This is a genomic window from Cupriavidus sp. IDO, from assembly GCF_000812465.1.
Taxonomy (GTDB): domain Bacteria; phylum Pseudomonadota; class Gammaproteobacteria; order Burkholderiales; family Burkholderiaceae; genus Cupriavidus.
The window spans coordinates 39,487-56,148 of sequence record NZ_JWMA01000145.1; the positions used below are offsets into that span (position 1 = coordinate 39,487).

16 protein-coding genes are annotated in these 16,662 nt (G+C 65.1%); 6 read left to right on the top strand and 10 right to left on the bottom strand.

Annotated features, from left to right (window positions below):
• Positions 1–67 precede the first annotated feature (67 nt).
• On the top strand, positions 68–274 hold the full coding sequence (locus RM96_RS29130) for a DUF6494 family protein (protein WP_039015206.1): 207 nt from the start codon (positions 68–70) through the stop codon (positions 272–274).
• Between the two features lie 9 nt (positions 275–283).
• On the opposite strand, the gene RM96_RS29135 is transcribed toward RM96_RS29130, so the two are convergent.
• Genes RM96_RS29135 through pdhA form a run of 3 tightly spaced genes read right to left on the bottom strand, consistent with a single transcriptional unit; the run spans position 284 to position 3,482 of the window.
• Positions 284–1,390 (bottom strand): dihydrolipoamide acetyltransferase family protein, encoded by a 1,107-nt coding sequence (locus tag RM96_RS29135; RefSeq protein WP_039015207.1) that lies wholly within the window; start codon positions 1,388–1,390, stop codon positions 284–286.
• A 12-nt stretch (positions 1,391–1,402) separates the two neighbouring features.
• Entirely contained in the window at positions 1,403–2,380 is a 978-nt protein-coding gene (locus RM96_RS29140; RefSeq protein WP_039015240.1) for an alpha-ketoacid dehydrogenase subunit beta, read from the bottom strand.
• Positions 2,381–2,399: 19 nt separating this feature from the next.
• Positions 2,400–3,482 (bottom strand): pyruvate dehydrogenase (acetyl-transferring) E1 component subunit alpha, encoded by a 1,083-nt coding sequence (pdhA, locus tag RM96_RS29145; RefSeq protein ID WP_039015208.1) that lies wholly within the window; start codon positions 3,480–3,482, stop codon positions 2,400–2,402.
• Positions 3,483–3,870: 388 nt separating this feature from the next.
• Between pdhA and RM96_RS40330 the strand changes: the two genes are divergently transcribed.
• Genes RM96_RS40330 through RM96_RS39545 form a run of 3 tightly spaced genes read left to right on the top strand, consistent with a single transcriptional unit; the run spans position 3,871 to position 6,565 of the window.
• On the top strand, positions 3,871–4,533 hold the full coding sequence (locus tag RM96_RS40330; RefSeq protein ID WP_238587464.1) for a hypothetical protein: 663 nt from the start codon (positions 3,871–3,873) through the stop codon (positions 4,531–4,533).
• Positions 4,534–4,577: 44 nt separating this feature from the next.
• Positions 4,578–5,669: a GPI inositol-deacylase gene (locus RM96_RS40335; RefSeq protein ID WP_238587465.1), complete on the top strand. Its 1,092-nt coding sequence runs from the start codon at positions 4,578–4,580 to the stop codon at positions 5,667–5,669.
• Entirely contained in the window at positions 5,666–6,565 is a 900-nt protein-coding gene (locus RM96_RS39545; protein WP_039015210.1) for a T6SS immunity protein Tli4 family protein, read from the top strand. The genes RM96_RS40335 and RM96_RS39545 overlap by 4 nt, the downstream gene beginning before the upstream one ends.
• Positions 6,566–6,868: 303 nt before the next feature.
• On the opposite strand, the gene RM96_RS29165 is transcribed toward RM96_RS39545, so the two are convergent.
• From RM96_RS29165 to RM96_RS29190, 6 genes are read right to left on the bottom strand one after another with little or no spacing between them, the layout of a single operon-like run.
• On the bottom strand, positions 6,869–8,266 hold the full coding sequence (locus RM96_RS29165; protein ID WP_052279822.1) for an LLM class flavin-dependent oxidoreductase: 1,398 nt from the start codon (positions 8,264–8,266) through the stop codon (positions 6,869–6,871).
• Between the two features lie 23 nt (positions 8,267–8,289).
• Complete coding sequence (locus RM96_RS29170) at positions 8,290–9,249, bottom strand: TauD/TfdA dioxygenase family protein (protein WP_039015211.1); 960 nt, start codon at positions 9,247–9,249, stop codon at positions 8,290–8,292.
• A gap of 36 nt (positions 9,250–9,285) precedes the next feature.
• Positions 9,286–10,119 (bottom strand): ABC transporter ATP-binding protein, encoded by an 834-nt coding sequence (locus RM96_RS29175; RefSeq protein WP_039015212.1) that lies wholly within the window; start codon positions 10,117–10,119, stop codon positions 9,286–9,288.
• 26 nt (positions 10,120–10,145) lie between these two features.
• Entirely contained in the window at positions 10,146–10,946 is an 801-nt protein-coding gene (locus RM96_RS29180) for an ABC transporter permease (RefSeq protein WP_039015213.1), read from the bottom strand.
• Positions 10,947–10,957: 11 nt separating this feature from the next.
• A complete protein-coding gene (locus tag RM96_RS29185) occupies positions 10,958–11,794 on the bottom strand; it encodes an ABC transporter permease (RefSeq protein WP_039015214.1) in 837 nt (278 codons plus the stop codon).
• Positions 11,795–11,798: 4 nt separating this feature from the next.
• Entirely contained in the window at positions 11,799–12,938 is a 1,140-nt protein-coding gene (locus RM96_RS29190) for an ABC transporter substrate-binding protein (protein ID WP_082016761.1), read from the bottom strand.
• Between the two features lie 213 nt (positions 12,939–13,151).
• Here RM96_RS29190 and soxC point away from each other — a divergent pair, with 213 nt between their 5' ends.
• Entirely contained in the window at positions 13,152–14,393 is a 1,242-nt protein-coding gene (gene soxC, locus RM96_RS29195) for a sulfite dehydrogenase (protein WP_039015215.1), read from the top strand.
• Positions 14,380–14,943 carry a c-type cytochrome gene (locus RM96_RS29200; RefSeq protein WP_039015216.1) on the top strand — a complete coding sequence of 188 codons (564 nt, stop codon included), beginning with the start codon at positions 14,380–14,382 and terminating at the stop codon, positions 14,941–14,943. The genes soxC and RM96_RS29200 overlap by 14 nt, the downstream gene beginning before the upstream one ends.
• A gap of 419 nt (positions 14,944–15,362) precedes the next feature.
• Here the strand turns inward: RM96_RS29200 and RM96_RS29205 are convergent, their stop codons facing one another.
• The gene (locus RM96_RS29205) at positions 15,363–16,355 is read right to left on the bottom strand and encodes a Bug family tripartite tricarboxylate transporter substrate binding protein (protein ID WP_039015217.1); all 993 of its coding nucleotides are present in this window, start codon (positions 16,353–16,355) and stop codon (positions 15,363–15,365) included.
• Between the last annotated feature and the right edge of the window lie 307 nt (positions 16,356–16,662).

Consider the following 16,662-nt stretch of genomic DNA (forward strand, 5'->3'; position numbering starts at 1 on the left):
ATGCGCCGCGGCCGCGGGCCCTGGCAGGCATGATCATGGCGCAGCACACCTCACCCGGAGGACCATCATGGACCAGGACACCTTCAACATGAGCATCCGTAAGTTTCTCAAGGTGGTGGGCGTCAGCTCCCAGCGTGAGATCGAGCAGGCGGTGGACGCGGCGCTCGCCAGCGGCGCTCTGGCCGGCAATGAGATCCTGCCGGTGGTGATGACGCTGGAACTCGGCGCACTCAAGCTCACCGCCAAATTCGACGGCGAGATCCGGCTGGCCTGACGATTTTCTTCAGGACGGCAGGGCAAGATCCGCGATCACCGCGGCGAGGAAGCGGGCGGCCTCGCCGCCCGTGACCACGCGGTGGTCGAAGGTCAGGCTCAGCGGAATCACGCGATGCACGGCCGGCGCGCCGGCCACGGCCACCACCTCCTCGCGGATGCGGCCCGCACCCAGGATCGCCACCGTGGGCGGCATCACGATGGGCGCGGCGTAGCGCCCGGCGATCATGCCGAAGTTGGACAGCGTGATGGTATTGCCGCGCATTTCCTCGGGCGCGATGGTGCGCGCGCGGATATCGGCGCGCATGCGGTCCAGCCCGTTGCGCAGGTCCGCGGCATCGCGATTGCCCACGTTGCGCAGCACCGGGACGAACAGGCCTTCTGGCAGGTCGGCGGCAATGCCGACATCGATCTTCTCCAGCACATGGCGCCGACCGGTCTGGCCTTCGTACCAGCCGTTGAGGCCGCGCTCCGCACGGCATCCGGCCACGAGCGCGCGCACCAGGCGAATCGTTACGTCGTTGGCACCTTGCCACGCGTGGATGTCGGCATCGTCCATTACGGTTGCGGCTGCCACTTCCTGCTGCGCACGCGCCATGTTCTGCGCCATCGCGCGCCGCACACCCCGCAGTACCTCGGCCGGGCCGATCTCGGCCAGCGTGGAAGCCACGCGCTCCACGTCCGCTGCCGTCACCACGCCATCGGGGCCGGAGGGACTTGCCATCGCCAGGTCGACGCCAAGCCTGCGCGCCAGCGCCCGTACCGCCGGCGTGGCCTTGATTCCCGCCCCGGCGCCCGGTGTCAGTGGCGCCGCGGTTTCGGCAACTACGTGCGTGCCAACCGTGACTGCGCCAACCACGGTGCCCGCGTCGGCATCGTCGCCGGCCCCTTCGAAGCCCGCCAGCGGCGCCCCGAGGTGCACGATGTCGCCCGGCTGTGCAAACAGCTTGCCAACGGTGCCGGAATAGGGCGATGGAATCTCGACAATCGCCTTGGCCGTCTCCACGGACAGCAGGGGCTGGTCGATCGCAACCGATTCACCGACCTTGACATGCCATGACACGATCTCGGCCTCTTGCAGGCCTTCGCCCAGGTCGGGCAGCTTGAAGACTTTCATCGTCGTTCCCATTCAGGCGGCCAGCGCCTTGTGCGCGGCATCGACAATGCGCGCCACGCTCGGCAGGTAGGTATATTCGAGCCGCGCCAGCGGCACGACGGTATCGAAGCCCGCCACGCGCTGCACGGGCGCGGCCAGCGAATAGAGGCCCGCGTCGGCCAGGCCGGCGGCAATCTCCGCGCCAAAGCCCGCCGTGCGCGGTGCTTCGTGCACGATCACGCAGCGGCCCGTGCGGCCGACCGACTCAAGGATTGTCTGCATGTCCAGCGGCTTGAGTGTGGCCACATCGATCACCGCGGCCGATACGCCCTCCTCCGCCAGCTGGTCGGCAGCGCCCAGCGTTTCCTGCAGCATCGCGCCCCAGCTCACCAGCGTGATGTCGCTGCCCTCACGCAGGGTGAAGCAGGCATCGAGCGGCAGCGCCGCGCCGTCGTCGGGCACTTCCTGCCGGAACAGGCGATAGAGCCGCGTGGGCTCCAGGAAGATCACCGGGTCCGGATCGTTGATGGCCGCCAGCAGCAGCCCGTATGCGCGCGCGGGTGAGGAAGGAATGACAACGCGGATGCCGGGCATATGCGCGAACATCGCTTCCGGGCTTTCCGAGTGATGCTCCGGCGCGTGGATGCCCGCGCCGAACGGCGAACGCACCACCAGCGGACAGCGCAGCCGCCCGCGCGTGCGATGCCGCATGCGGCCGGCGTGGTTGATGATGTTGTCGATGGCGGGATAGATAAAGCCGGTGAACTGGATCTCCGCCACCGGCTTCAGCCCCATCGCCGCCATGCCGATCGCCGCGCCGACGATGCCGCCTTCGGCCAGCGGGGTGTCCATCACGCGCGCCTCGCCAAAGCGCGCCTGCAGCCCGACCGTCGCGCGGAATACGCCGCCGTTGACGCCGATATCCTCGCCCAGCAGCAGCACGTCAGGGTCGTGCTCCAGCGCATAGGCCAGCGCCTGGTTGACCGCTTCGACCAGATTGATTTCAGCCATGGTGTGCTCGCCCTGGTTGCTATGCATGCGGCGCGGCGTAGCGCCGCGCAATGGCCAGTTGCTCCTGCAATGCTGCTGGCATGGTGGCGTACAGGCAGTCGAACATCGCGCTGGGGTCCGGTGGTGGCAGTGCCAGGTAGGCGTCGACCGCCTTTGCCACTTCCTGCGAACAAGCCTTTACGAGCTGTTCTTCGCGCCCTGCATCCCACGCGCCCAGCCGTACAAGATGTTCGCGCAAGCGGAGCAACGGCTCGTGCTTCCAGTGCGCCTTCACGCTTTCCTCGTCGCGATAGCGCGAGGCATCGTCCGCCGTGGTGTGGTCGCCCAGCCGGTAGGTGACAGCTTCGATCAGCGCGGGACCCTCTCCTGCGCGTGCGCGCTCGATGGCTTCACCAACCCTGTGCCGCACCGCGACAATGTCATTGCCGTCGATCTGCTCGCCCGGAATGCCCGCCGCAATGGCCTTCTGCGCCAGCGTCTGCGCGGCGGTCTGGCGGCTGCGCGGCATCGAGATCGCCCACTGGTTGTTGTTGATGACAATCACCAGCGGCGCTTTCCACGCTCCGGCCATGTTCATGCCTTCGTAGAAATCGCCTTTCGAGGTCCCGCCATCGCCCAGCAGGCACACCGCCACTCGTGCCTCGTTGCGCAGCCGGAACGCATACGCGACCCCGGCCGCATGGCAGACCTGGGTGCCGATCGGCACGCAATTGGCAAAGTCATGCGGCGCCGCCGCAAAACCGCTGCCGCGCTCGTCCCCACCCCAGTACAGCAGGCTCTCCGTCATCGTGACGCCCCGCACAAACTGCGCGGCATGGTCACGATAAGAAGGCACCAGCACGTCCTCAGGCCGCATCGCGCTCGCCACGCCCACGCCAACCGCCTCCTGGCCCAGAGCCGAAGCAAACGTCCCGATCTTGCCGGTTCGCTGCAGTGCAATGGCCTTGAGGTCGAACTGCCGGGTGAGGGTCATGGCGCGATACAGCGGCAACAAGGCGTCCGGATCGCTGGCAAGGGGAGGTGGAGAAGAAGAAATGGGAGTCTCGCCCGGTACATCGAGATACCGGGTAAAGCCGATGTCAAAGCTCGCAACCGTGCCCATGTGGTGGTCTCCGATGTGCGTGTTTGTGACCGTGGGCGGCCTTTTGGGCGGCCCGCGGTCCTTTCGGTGGTGGATTGAGTTTAGGGCATGAAGGGGAATGTGGTGTGTGGGGTGGCGTACAGGATTCTCGGCTTCGATCTGGCCGTCGCGGCGGCGACCCGGGGGGCTAGCACGACAGACGTGCGGCCGGCGTCCGAGTTTTCTGTATTCACCCAAACGTTGATCCAGGTGAAAAGCACGTGTGAGAGCTGTCGCGCGGTGCTTTGCGGCGTTAGGGGAAGCAACTAATGTGCGGGGCGCAGGACCATGCATCGAGCCATGCATGGTGTCTCCCACAGGGTATCCGGTGATTGGGCTAACCCGGGTAACCATTACCTCCAAAATCACCATGGCGGAATCGACCCGGGTCCTCTATCACAGCATCGTCGACAAGGACGGCGATCAATATGTCTCAGCGACGCTGACGGCGACGGAAGATCAGCGCAAGAAAATCATCCTTGTCAAGCCTTACGTGATCCCGGTCCTCTTCCTGCCGGGGATCATGGGAACCAATCTCAGGAAGAAGGAGGGCAAGGACATTGCCTGGCGTCCGCCCAATACGGATCTGCGGGGCGCGGCCGATGCCATTGCTCAGCTCTTCAGTTACTTGTTCAAGAACGCGAAGGATCGAGCCAATGACCTGGCTACGGCTACGGTAGAGATCGATCCCAGTGGGCCGATCGATGATGGCCAGGGCGCACTGCCGAAGAACGTATTGGTCGCTCGCGGTTGGGGAGCATTGATGCGCTCGTCCTACCATCCGTTCATGGGTGAACTGCAACATCACCTGAATTCGCTGGCCGAATACGATTTCGAACGCTGCGAAGCCGACCTGAAGAACTGGGCTGCCGAGCATGGGCAGTCTCCGCCGACCGACTGGGGCGCGGGCGGCGGTGAGGCACTGAGGCGGAGGAGATCCTGCACGCAGCCAACTACCAGTTCGATGTCTGGGCCGGTGGCTACAACTGGCTGCAGAGCAATCGTGACTCCGGTGCAGCCATTCAGGATCTGATCGAGAACACGATCCTGCCGTACTACAACGAGGGCAAGACGGTCATGGTCAAGGACACGCCCGACGGCGAAGGCAGCAATCAATGCAGCATCCAGCGCCACAAGCCGGGCCGCCCGCTGGCCGAGAGGGTAATCGTGGTGACCCACTCGATGGGCGGCCTGGTGAGCCGTGCATTAACTGAGATTCACCATTGCGACAAGGTGCTGGGCGTCTCGCACGGTGTGCAGCCGGCCACGGGTGCACCGGCCACGTACAAGCGCATGCGTGCGGGATTCGAGGGGGTGGAGCAAGTGATTCTGGGGCGGAATGCGGCGGAGGTGGTTGGCATTCTGTCGCAGGCGCCGGGTGGGTTGGAGTTGTTGCCCACGGCCGATTACAACGACGGCAAGCCTTGGCTCAAGGTGCGGGAGCGCAAGGGTGGCAAGGAGACGCTGGCGTTGCCGAAGAATGGCGATCCTTATAGCGAGATCTATCTGTCGTCGGCTTGGTATGGGCTGGTGCCAGATCGCAATCTGGGGTTGATCAGTCCTGGGGGATTAGATCCGTGTTCGTATTCGAAGACTGATTCGCAGCCCAGAAAGAAATCCAAGCGTTCTCCGCGCGAGAGTCTGATGGACGCTATTGAAACGGTTCAAGATTTTCACGAGTCGATCGAGAAGCGATACAAGGCCCCTACTTACGCTCACTATGGAGCGCAAGGAAAGCGCGATACAGAAAAGGACATCGGTGGTTTATTTGGGACGGGGCTGATGGCGGAAAAAGATCGGTTCAGTTGGGGAGAGGTTGCGTGGGAGGGGACGGGCGTTCACACACTGGATCCTGACAAGATCACTATCACCGGCGACGATGGCAACGGCACTCTGAGAACCCCGGAGGGGTTCAGCCTAGCGCTCAGCCAACCCGACTGCCCTGGGGACGGCACAGTGCCGGTGCAATCCGGGGCCGCGCCTGGCAATTCCGGCATCGAGCTGAGCTTTGCGCACGGGCACGACGGAGCGGGAAAGGAGGACAAACATTTCTGCTATGACCATCAGGGTAGTTACGGGGACATGCACAAGCGCACGCTCTACGCCACGATGTACGCGATCGTGAAGATTGCTCAACGAGCCCAATGGCACAAGAGGGAGTCAACATGAAAGAAGGATGGAAAACTCGCGCCATTGGCCGGCATCTGGTAGACCTGCCGAGCGACGCGAAAACTATCGAGAGCTATTCGTATAACGAAGACGTTATTGAGCCGCTGCAGTCAATTAACACGAAATCAGATTTCGACCAACTGGTATCCCTGCGGGAACAGGCACTGCGCGCTGCTAGACACGCCAGACATGGCAGCATGTTCATTGAGCGCGTATTGCATGCCAACGGTTCTGTGACGCTAATCTCGTGGAAGCGACCGAAGTCGGAGATATTCTATTACTTCGATACCTACTTCCAGGCAGGGTCGAGAACGTTGAAGTATTCAGGGGACGTCTCACCGAGCCGCAAGGCCTCCGCTCTAGCCGTTTGCGAAGAAATGTCCGGTGAATGGCGTGAGATTCCGCCCGGAGAAATGCCGATTGGCATTGGCTACGTGGTTGCCGACGCAATTTTGGCAGATAGGGATCTAAACCTCGAAAGCTGGCGCATGATAATTCTGTTGCCCGACAAGCCAGACGTGTCATTCAAGATCACCGCCTATACACAGCGCACCGTCGAGCCCGGGCTACGCAAGCGGGCAGGCGGTCTTCTGGCCGGATTGCTGGACACAGTGGCCGGTTTCACTCAACTTCGTAACCGAGAGCGCTCAGTCGGCTCGATCCAGGCCGACGAGATTCTTGTCGCAGGTACGCAGTACGGCAAGCGGACCTATGGCTTCAAGTGGGAGGCACCGGGCATGGCCGACTCACTTGCGGAGCCCAATCTGAATGTCTCGTTGCAGTTTGGCGAAAGCGCTTATCTCACCAACAAGGAATCGTTTGCCAGTGACGACGAAGCGTTGGAGTTGTGGGATGCCGTCGTGGGCTCCCTGCGTCTGCGTCCGGGGGCCGTATGAGTCTGCGTCAGCCGTTCCGCCGACATGCGCTCCTGATGCTGGCAGCCGCGACTGCGTCTATATTGAATCCCAGCATTTCGTTCTCGAGGCGCCGCGCCATTTCGGTGAATGAGGCCATGCGCTACTTGCGCGAGGAGGTCTTCCCCTCCGGTCATCAAATGCGCAATGAGATAGGTGATCGTGCTGCCATCGCGCCAGCGAGGCATGCATTTGAGCCGCCCTTTTCATCGCGAGGAATTCCTGACTGATAGGTGTCATTGTCGTTGAGTGACTGCCAGGCAGGCACAATGGCAAAAGAGGGAGTCAGCATGAAGGAAGGATGGAAGACCCATATCGTCGGTCGGCATCTTGTAAATATCCCTGGCGGCACAGATTCTCCGGCCGCCGCAACCCCAGATGCTCACGCAGCGTCGTCCCTTCATACCGCTCGCGGAACAGCCCGCGCCGCCGCAACTCTGGCAACACCAGTTCGATGAAATCATCGAGCCCGCCTGGCAGCCACGGGGGCATGATATTGAAGCCATCCGCCGCTTCGCCTTCGAACCACGCCTGCAACTGGTCGGCAATGCTCTGCGGTGTGCCATGGATCGACCAGTGGCCGCGCGCGGTGGCCACGCGCAGGTAGAGCTGGCGGATGGTCAGCCCTTCGCGCCGCGCCAGTCCGGTGACCAGGTGGAAGCGGCTCTTGGCGCCGTTGGGCTCGGCCAGCCCGTCAGGCAGCGGGCCATCGAGTGGGTAGCCGCCGAGGTCAACGCCGCCCAGGTGCTGCGATAGCAGCGCCAGTCCTACCGTCGGATGGATCAGGCTTTGCAGTGCTTCGAATTTCTCCTGCGCCTCGGCCTCGCTGCGGCCGACCACCGGGAATACGCCCGGCAGGATTTTCAGCTGGTCGGGCGTGCGCCCGTAGCGTGGCAGGCGTCCCTTCAGGCTTTTGTAGAAAGCCTGCGCGTCGGCCAGCGATTGCTGGGCCGTGAAAATGACTTCAGCGGTGCGCGCGGCCAGGTCCTGGCCGGCCTCGGACGATCCGGCCTGCACGATGACCGGATGGCCTTGCGGCGGGCGCGAGACGTTGAGCGGGCCGCGCACCTGGAAGTGCCTGCCGCGATGGTCCAGCGTGTGCAGCTTGTCCGCGTCGAAGTGCACGCCGCTGGCCTTGTCATAGAGCAAGGCGTCGTCTTCCCATGTGTCCCACAGCCCGGTCACCACGTCGACAAACTCCTCCGCGCGCGCATAGCGGTCGGCGTGCTCGGGATGGCGATCCAGGCTGAAGTTGCGGGCCTCGGCGTCGGACCACGAGGTGACCACGTTCCAGCCGGCGCGGCCCGCGCTCAGGTGGTCGAGCGAAGCGAACTTGCGCGCCACGTGAAAGGGCTCGTTGTACGTGGTCGATGCGGTCGCCACCAGCCCGATCCGCTGCGTGACTGCCGCAAGCGCGGACAGCAGCGTCAGCGGTTCGAACGTGGCGGCACGCGCGGTGCGGGGCAGCGTGGCATCGTCCATGCCGCGGATGGCCACGCCATCGGCGAGGAACAGGGCATCGAAGCCCGCGGCTTCGGCGCGCTGCGCAAGCGCGATGTAGTGCGCGAGGTTGCGGCCGGCATCGGCCTGCGCGTCAGGGTGGCGCCAGCCGGCGACGTGGTGGCCGGTGGCCTGGACAAAGGCGCCGAGGTGCAGCTTGCGTGGCGAAGAGTGCTTTGACATGGATTCACGCTCCCCGGACCGGGTCAGGCTGCTCGCGACGCAGCGGCGCCGGCCGGTTGGTTGGCTGGTTCGCCGTCAATCCGGCGCACGCCCGATTTGATGGCGACGCTGCGGCGGCCATCCACGCTCACCGGCACGTCACCGGCAATGGTGACGCGGCGCACTACGCGCTTTGCGTCGCCGTAGTCGTTGATCGCGTAGTGCTGCGTGGCGCGGTTGTCCCAGATCGCAACGTCGCCCGCGCGCCAGCGCCAGCGCACGGTGTTCTCCGGCCGATGGACGTGGCCTTGCAGCACGGAGACCAGATGCGCCGAATCCACCGATGAATAGCCCAGCAGCTTCTTGACGAAGTGGCCCTGCACCAGCGTGCGTTCGCCGGTCTCCGGATGCACGCGCACGACCGGATGCTCGGTCTCGTACAGCGCGGAGGTGAAGACTTCGCGGTAGCGCTTGAGCGCATCGCTGCTGGCGTTCACCCGCGTCGCCGCGTAGTCGTAGTCGTTGGTATGCAGCGCCCACAGCTTGTCCGCCAGTTCGCGCAGCGCTTCGGGAAGGTCCTGGTAGGCCGCCGCGGTATTGGCCCACACCGTGTCGCCGCCGGCAGCGGGGATGGTCACGGCGCGCAGCACCGACACCTGCGGATAGGCCAGGTCGAAGGTCACGTCGGTATGCCAGGAGTTGGCGCGGCCGCCGTGCTCCGAATCAAGTTCGAGCAGGAATTGCGTGCCGTCGCGCGAGGGCACGGTCGGATGCGGTACGGGATCGCCGAACAGCCTGGCGAAGCTCTCCTGCGCCGTATCGTCCAGATGCACCTGGTCGCGGAAGAACAACACCTTGTGCCTGAGCAGGGCGGCGCGGATGGCCGCGAAGGTGGCAGCGGGCAAATCGCCGTGCAATACCACACCGCGGATTTCGGCGCCGATGCGGCCGGCGACCGGATGGATATCGAGCTGGATCTGCTGGGCTTGTTGCGCTTGGGTCATGAGAGGGCTCCGGTAAGGAATGGCAGGCGATGGAAGTCAGACAGCAAACTGGAAGGTGGGTGGCAGGCGGTCAATAACGGGCTCGGGCCGCACCGGCGGCTCGGCCAGTTCGGCGAGGCGGCCGGTGAATTCCTTCAGCACGTCGTCGCGTACCTGCGCGAAGGGCAGGGCGGCGCGGTCGCGCGGATGCGGCAGGCCGACCGGCACGATGCGGCGGATGCGGCCCGGGCGTGGCTCCATCACCACCACGCGGTCGCCGAGGTAAACTGCTTCCTCGACATCGTGGGTGACGATGATCATGGTGATGCCTTCGGCCTGCCAGATTCGGTGCAATTCCTGCTGCAGGTAGGCGCGGGTCAGCGCGTCGAGCGCGCCGAACGGCTCGTCGAGCAGCAGGATCTCGGGCCGCGTCACCAGCGCGCGGGCAATCGCCACGCGCTGCGACATGCCGCCGGACAGCTGGTGCGGATAGGCCTGCTCAAAGCCACTCAGGCCCACCAGTGCGATGTGCTCCTGCACATTGCGCTGCTTATCGGCATCGCTGCCCGGCGTGTTGAGCAACGCCAGGCGAATGTTCTGCTCGACCGTCAGCCACGGGAACAACCGGTGCTCCTGGAACACGATGCCGCGCTGCAGGCTGGTGCCCACCACGCGCCGGCCGTCGAGCACGATCTCGCCGCGGTAGTCCGCTTCCAGTCCCACCACCAGCCGCAGCAGCGTGGACTTGCCGCATCCGCTGGCGCCGACGATGCTGACGAACTCGCCCGGTGCGATGGACAGCGTGATGTCCTCCAGCACGGGCAGGGCCTGGCCCTTGACTTCATACTGCTTGTGCAGGTGCGCGATGCTGAGCGTGCCGGCATGGGGCATTGGATTCTCCGGTAAGGCTTGAAGGGTCAGCCAGCGGCCACGGAGCGTCCGCGCCAGGCCAGCAAACGTTGTTCGATGCGGCTGGCGATCCAGTTCAGCGTGAAGCCGACCAGGCCTACCACGATCACGCCGAAAATCACCAGATCCATCCAGAAGTTCTCGCGTCCGTCGATCATGGTGTTGCCGATGCCCTTGCCCGATACCAGCAGGTACTCGGCGCCGAGCGTTGCCAGCCAGGCGTAGATCAGCCCGAGGTGGATGCCGGCAAAGATCGACGGCGAGGCCGACGGCAGCACCACGCGCCACAGCGTCTGCCTGCGCGTGAACTTCAGCACGCGGGCCACTTCCAGCAGGTCTGGCGGCACCGCGCGGATGCCTTCGAAGGTGTTGAGCACCACCGGGAAGAATGCGGCCAGCGACAGGAACACGACCTTGGCCGCATCGCCCAATCCGAACCAAACCGAGATCAGCGGAATCCACGCGAACAGCGAAATCTGCTTGACGGTGTGGAAGGTCGGCCCGACCAGCCGCTCGAACAGCCGCGACAGGCCCAGCGCCGCACCGAACACCAGTCCGACAGTGGCGCCGAGTGCGAAGCCGGCCAGGTCCCGCCACAGGCTGGCGGCCAGCGAGACCGTGAGCGCGCCGCTGGCGACCTGCTGCACGGCCCGGTCCCAGACGCCGGACACCGGGACCAGCAATGGGGATGTGGACCAGCCGAAGCGCACGGCAGCCCACCACACTGCGATCAGTGCCAGCGGCAGTAGCCAGCCGCGCAATGCGCGAGGCACCAGGGCGCGGCGGGGCGGAATGGCTTGCGTAGTCATCTCGTCCCCCCTCAGAAGCCCGGCTTGCGCCAGCGCAGCACCGCGCGCTCGGCCAGCGCCAGCACCTTGTCAAGCGCAAAGCCCACTGCGCCCACCACCACCACGGCGGCAATCACCATATCGAGCTGGAACAGCTGGCGGCCGTAGACGATCATGTAACCGAGCCCCTCCGACGAGGCCAGCAGCTCCACCACGACCAGCGCCAGCCATGCATGCGTCAGCCCGTAGCGGATGCCGTTCCAGATCGGCGCCGCTGCTGCCGGCAGCACCACGCGCGACAGCACCTGCCAGCGCGTGAGCCGCAGCACGCGTGCCACCTCCAGGTAGCGCACCGGGACATTGCCGATGCCCTTGTAGGTATTCAGCGCGATCGGCACCAGCGCAGCCTTGGCGATCAGGATGATCTTGAGAGCTTCGTCGATGCCCACCAGCAGCATCAGCAGCGGCAGCCAGCCCAGCACCGGCACCTGGCTGAAGGCCTTGAAGGTCGGATAGACGTAGTCGCGGAATGTGGGTGAGAGGCCCATCGCTGCGCCCAGCGCGATTCCGCCGGCCAGGCCCACCGCAAAGCCGCCGGCCACGCGCAGCGCGCTGATGGTCAGGTTTGCCTGCAGTTCTCCGCTTTGCCAGAGGTCGGCCAGCGTCCGGGCCACGGCTTCCGGCGACGGCAGCACCTGGGGTGGAATCCACTCATGGCGCGACGCCACGTACCAGACCAGCAGCAGCGTCAGCGGAACCGGCCATGCCAGCAGCCATAACGTGGCCTCGCGCCAGCGCGGCGGCTTTCGTGCGAAGCCGGCGGAAAGCGGCGCGCCGGCAGGCAGGGCAATCGAATCGGCGGCGGACATGGCGTCAGGCTCCAAGAATCTTGCCGTTGGACTGGTACACCGGCCAGTAGCTCTGCAGGCTCAGGTCGTTGAGCGCGTTCTTCAGGAAGCGCTGGTCGATCCACTGGTCCACGTCGAAGCGCGCACGGCACAATTTGAAGCGGTAGGCCTGCTCGGCGGCGTCCTTGTAGCGGCTGATCAGGAAGGGGTCGAAGTTCGGGTTCAGGCGCACGCGCAATGGTTCGCCGTCGAAGTCTTCCTTCCAGTGCTCGTAGGGCGTGCCGGCGCGCGCCCAGGTGCGCAGCACCTCCTCGCGGTGACTTTCGTCGGAGGCCCAGCGCGCCGCTTCCACCGCGCTCCTGACCAGATGCTGCGTGGCCTCCGGGTAGCGGCCGGCGAATTCGTCCGAAACCAGCACGTGGCTTTGCCGCGTGTAGATCGGCGACTGGTTCTTGCTGGAGTAGAGAATGCGCACCGCGCCCTTGTCGCGCAGGCGCAGGATATCCATGGCACCGATGGCGGCGTCGATGTCGCGCGTGGTCAGTGCCGCCAGGTAGCCGGCCGTGTCCAGGTTGAGCAGCCGCAGGTCCTTGTCGGTCAGGCCATTGGCCTCCAGCAGGCGCAGCGCGGGCAGATGCATATTGGTGCCCTTGAACAGCGATACGCGCTTGCCGCGCAGGTCGCCGATCGTCTTCAGCGGCGAATCGGGCGGCACGCCCACGTAGATATTGGCGCGTACGCCGGTGGCCAGCACCAGCCGCGTCTTCAGCCCCGCCGCGCGCGCGACGATGGAAGGCAGGTCGCCCTGCAATGCGAAGTCCAGTTGCCGGTTGCTCAGCGCTTCGTTGACGGCGGGGCCGGCGCCCTTGAAGAAGTACCACTCTACGCGCGTGCCGGACGGCTTGAACGATTCCTCCAGCCAGCCGCGTGCATGGGCGATGGAGAGCGAGCTGCCTGCAAACGTCGGTGGTGTGCCGGTAGCGGGTTGGGCCACGCCGATGCGGATGACGTCAGGCCGGGCCGAGGGACTGGCACTGAATGCGCTCAGCGGCCAAAGCGATGCAGCCGCGCCCAGCCCGGACCATGCCACGCACCTGAGCATCTCGCGGCGCGACAGGCGCAGTGGCGATGGCGAAAGACCTGCATGGGGGCGCTGCGTTGTCATCGTACGGACCTTGGTGGAATTGAGGACGGCTCCACGATAAGCGGCACGGCTGCGCGTACTGAACGAATGATTCCGGCATTGGTTATTGGCTGCGCGCATATGGCGCGGCCGCTTCCACGGCGCGGCAGCGGCGGCATATCGGCATGCGAACTTCTTCGTTCTCTTGCTGCCCGCGCTGTCCTACAGTCTGCGCACCCTGGCCGATCTATCCCCATGAGCAAACACAATCCCTCCGACCGTCGGCGCTTTCTGCGGCGTGGCGCGATGCTGGGCGCCGCCATGGCGGGCGCCAGCGCTGCCGCGCGCGCAGAGCCGCTGACAGTAGCGCCATGGACGCGCACCCCCGGTGAACCGGTGCTCTGGCACGCCTACGGCCAGCCGTCTCTCTTCGAGAAAGACGTGGTGCGCCGCAGCCGCGGCGCCGCGCCGATGCCCGGCGCCAATTCATCGATGACGCCACTGCAGGACCTGCGCGGCATCATCACGCCGACCGGGCTGGTGTTCGAGCGCCATCACGCCGGCATTCCGCTGATCGATCCCGCGCAGCACCGGCTGGCGGTGCATGGGCTGGTGGCGCGCCCGCGCATCTTCACGCTGGACGACATCGTGCGGCTGCCGTCGGTGTCGCGCATCCATTTCCTGGAATGCTCGGGCAATACTGGCCGGGAGTGGCAGGCGCCGAGCGCGAAGTCGGTGCAGATCAGCCACGGCCTGTTGTCATGCTGCGAGTGGACCGGCGTGCCATTGTCGGTGGTACTGGATGAGGCAGGCGTAGCGCCCGAGGCTGCCTGGGTGCTGGCCGAAGGCGCCGACAGCGCCGCCATGACGCGCAGCGTTCCGCTTGCCAAGGTGATGGAAGATGCGCTGCTCGTCTATGCGCAGAACGGCGAGATGCTGCGGCCCGAACACGGCTACCCGTTGCGCCTGTTCCTGCCCGGCTACGAAGGGAATATGAGCATCAAATGGCTGCGCCGGCTGAAGCTGGGGCGCGAGCCTTTCATGTCGCGTGAAGAGACATCCAAGTACACCGATTCGCTGCCGGACGGTTCGGCGCGGCAGTTCACGTTCCTGATGGACGTGAAGTCCGTCATCACCTTCCCGGCGCCGGACCACCGGCTGCGCGAGCCCGGCTTCTATGAGATCTCCGGCTTGGCCTGGTCGGGCCACGGACGCGTCCGGCGCGTCGAGGTGTCGGTCGACGGCGGCCGCAGCTGGCGCGAAGCGCAGTTGCAGGAGCCGGTGCTCGACCGCGCGCTGGTGCGATTCCGGCTGCCGTGGCGCTGGGATGGCGGGATCGCTTCGCTGCAGAGCCGCGCCATCGACGAAGCGGGCAATGTGCAGCCCACACCCGGCCAGCTGGTGGCGGCGCGGGGCTTTGCATCGACCTATCACTACAACGCGATCCAGCGCTGGAACGTGGCCGCGGACGGGAGCATTGCCAATGCGCGCGCTTAAGAGAACGATCGCGGTGGTGCTCATGGTAGCCGCAGCGCCCGCGATGGCGCAGACGTTTGGTCTTGGCCGGGCAGCCAGCGAGCGCGACCTGGCGGCGTGGAACATCGATGTGACGCCGGACGGCGCGGGCCTGCCGCCCGGCAAAGGCTCGGTGGCCCAGGGCAAGCTGGTCTATGCGCAGCACTGCGCGGCTTGTCATGGTGCCAATGGCGAGGGCAAGCCGGCCGATGCGCTGGTCGGCGGGCGAGGCACGCTGCAGGGAACCGACCCCGTCAAGACCATCGGCAGCTTCTGGCCCTATGCCACCACCGTTTTCGACTTTATCAACCGCGCGATGCCGTACAACGCGCCGCAGAGCCTGACTCCGGACGAGGTCTATGCGGTGACGGCGTGGCTGCTGCATCAGAACGGCATCCTGCCGGCGGACGCGGTGCTGGATGCCCGTACGCTGCCGAAGGTGCGGATGCCGAACCGCGACGGCTTCGTGCCGGATACGCGGCCGGATACGGGGAATGTGGCGTGTCGCAGCGGATGCGTGGGCAGGCCATAGGGCGGTTCGATAAGCGCAATAAAAAGGTTCTTCGCCGGATTGCGGGACATGGGTTCTTGGATGCGCTGCTGTTTCGCCGGCGTAGCCGGCGACCTCCTTTGGGACGGCGCCCAAAAGGAGGCAAAAGGCGCCTTCAAGAAAGCGCTTTTTGCTTCCTTTTTGGCGCCGTCAAAAAGGAAGTCGCCCGGCAGGGCGAAACGGGGCCGTCGAGCCTTCGACAGAGGCCAGCCGCAGGCACCGAAGTACGAAGCCAGGGCCGTCGAACCATCGACAGCGTCAAGCCGCAGCCACTACCCCGGGCCCGTCAGCAACAGCCCCTCCAAAATCCCAGCCCCACAAATCGGCGAAGAACCAATAAAAACGGCGAGCACTGGGGGCTCGCCGTTCTCATGTCCGGATCCTGTCGCCGGGCTCCAGCGTCAGTCGAGCGTGATCTTGCCCGCCTTCACAATTTCCGCATAGCGTGCCGTATCGCGCTCGATCAGCTTGCGGAACTCGTCGGGCGTTCCACCCACCGGTACGAAGCCCAGCTCCGTGAGCTTCTTCGCGACCTCGGGGCTGCGGGTTGCCGCGGCGATTTCCCTGGCCATGCGGGCGACGATCGGCTGCGGGGTGCCGGCGGGCGCCAGAAGCCCCGTCCAGGAACTCATCACAAAGCCCGGAAAGCCTGCCTCCTCCATGGTCGGGATATTCGGCTCGCCCGGCCAGCGTTTCGCTGACGCCACCGCGAGCACGTTGATCTTTCCCGACTTCACATGCGGCATCGGAACCAGTAGCGGATCGAATGCCACGGAGACCTCGCCGGCCACGAGCGCGGGCAGTATCGGGGCGCTTCCGTTGTACGGAATATGGGTCATCCTGAGCTTCGACTCCATCGCCAGCCGCTCGCCCGTGAGGTGCGCTGAACTGCCGACGCCGCTGGAGCCGAAGGTCAGCGTGTCGGGGTGCTTCTTGCCGTAGTCGACAAGTTCGGCGACGGTCTTGACTGGCAGCTTCTTGCTCGAGAACAGGAAGAGCGGCAGTTCCGCCATTTCCGCTACCGGTACCAGGTCCGTGGGCTTGTAGCTCAGCTTCGAGTACAGCGACATGTTCGCGCTGTAGGCCGCAAGGACGGACACGAATGTGTACCCGTCCGGCGTTGAACGCGCGGTAATGCCAACGCCCAATGTACTGTTCGCGCCGGGCTTGTTCTCGATGATGATCGGCTGGCCAAGCTTTTTCGAGACGCTCTCGAAAACGACCCGCGACACGGTGTCGGTCGACCCGCCGGGGGTATAGGGCACGATCACCTTGATCGGCTTGGCCGGCCATGCTTCGGCAGCGACAGCGGTGTGGCCGGCGATCAGCCCTGCAATGGCCACGGCCATCAAACGCGCGGCGCGCGGTGCACGATTCTTGAAAATCAACGACATCTCCTTCCATGGTCTCTTCGCATGCCCCTTTTTCGGGGCCTTCTGCGGCCGGTTGTTCCGGCACCACGATTATGGGGGAGCGCGAACCGAGGGATTACGGAGTAAGCGCCTGAATTGCGGGCGCTATCCATGCATTGTGCGATAACCGCGCGACACGGCCCGCACAACAGGCGCCGACACACGCAAATGTCCAGACATGGATATGCGATAAGCCGATAAAGGCCAGCGATTTGCTTCGTTGACCGTGCAATGGCGCGATCTCTACAGTGCAGGCTTGCCGATGCGGACCGCCAGCCCTCCACAGGCC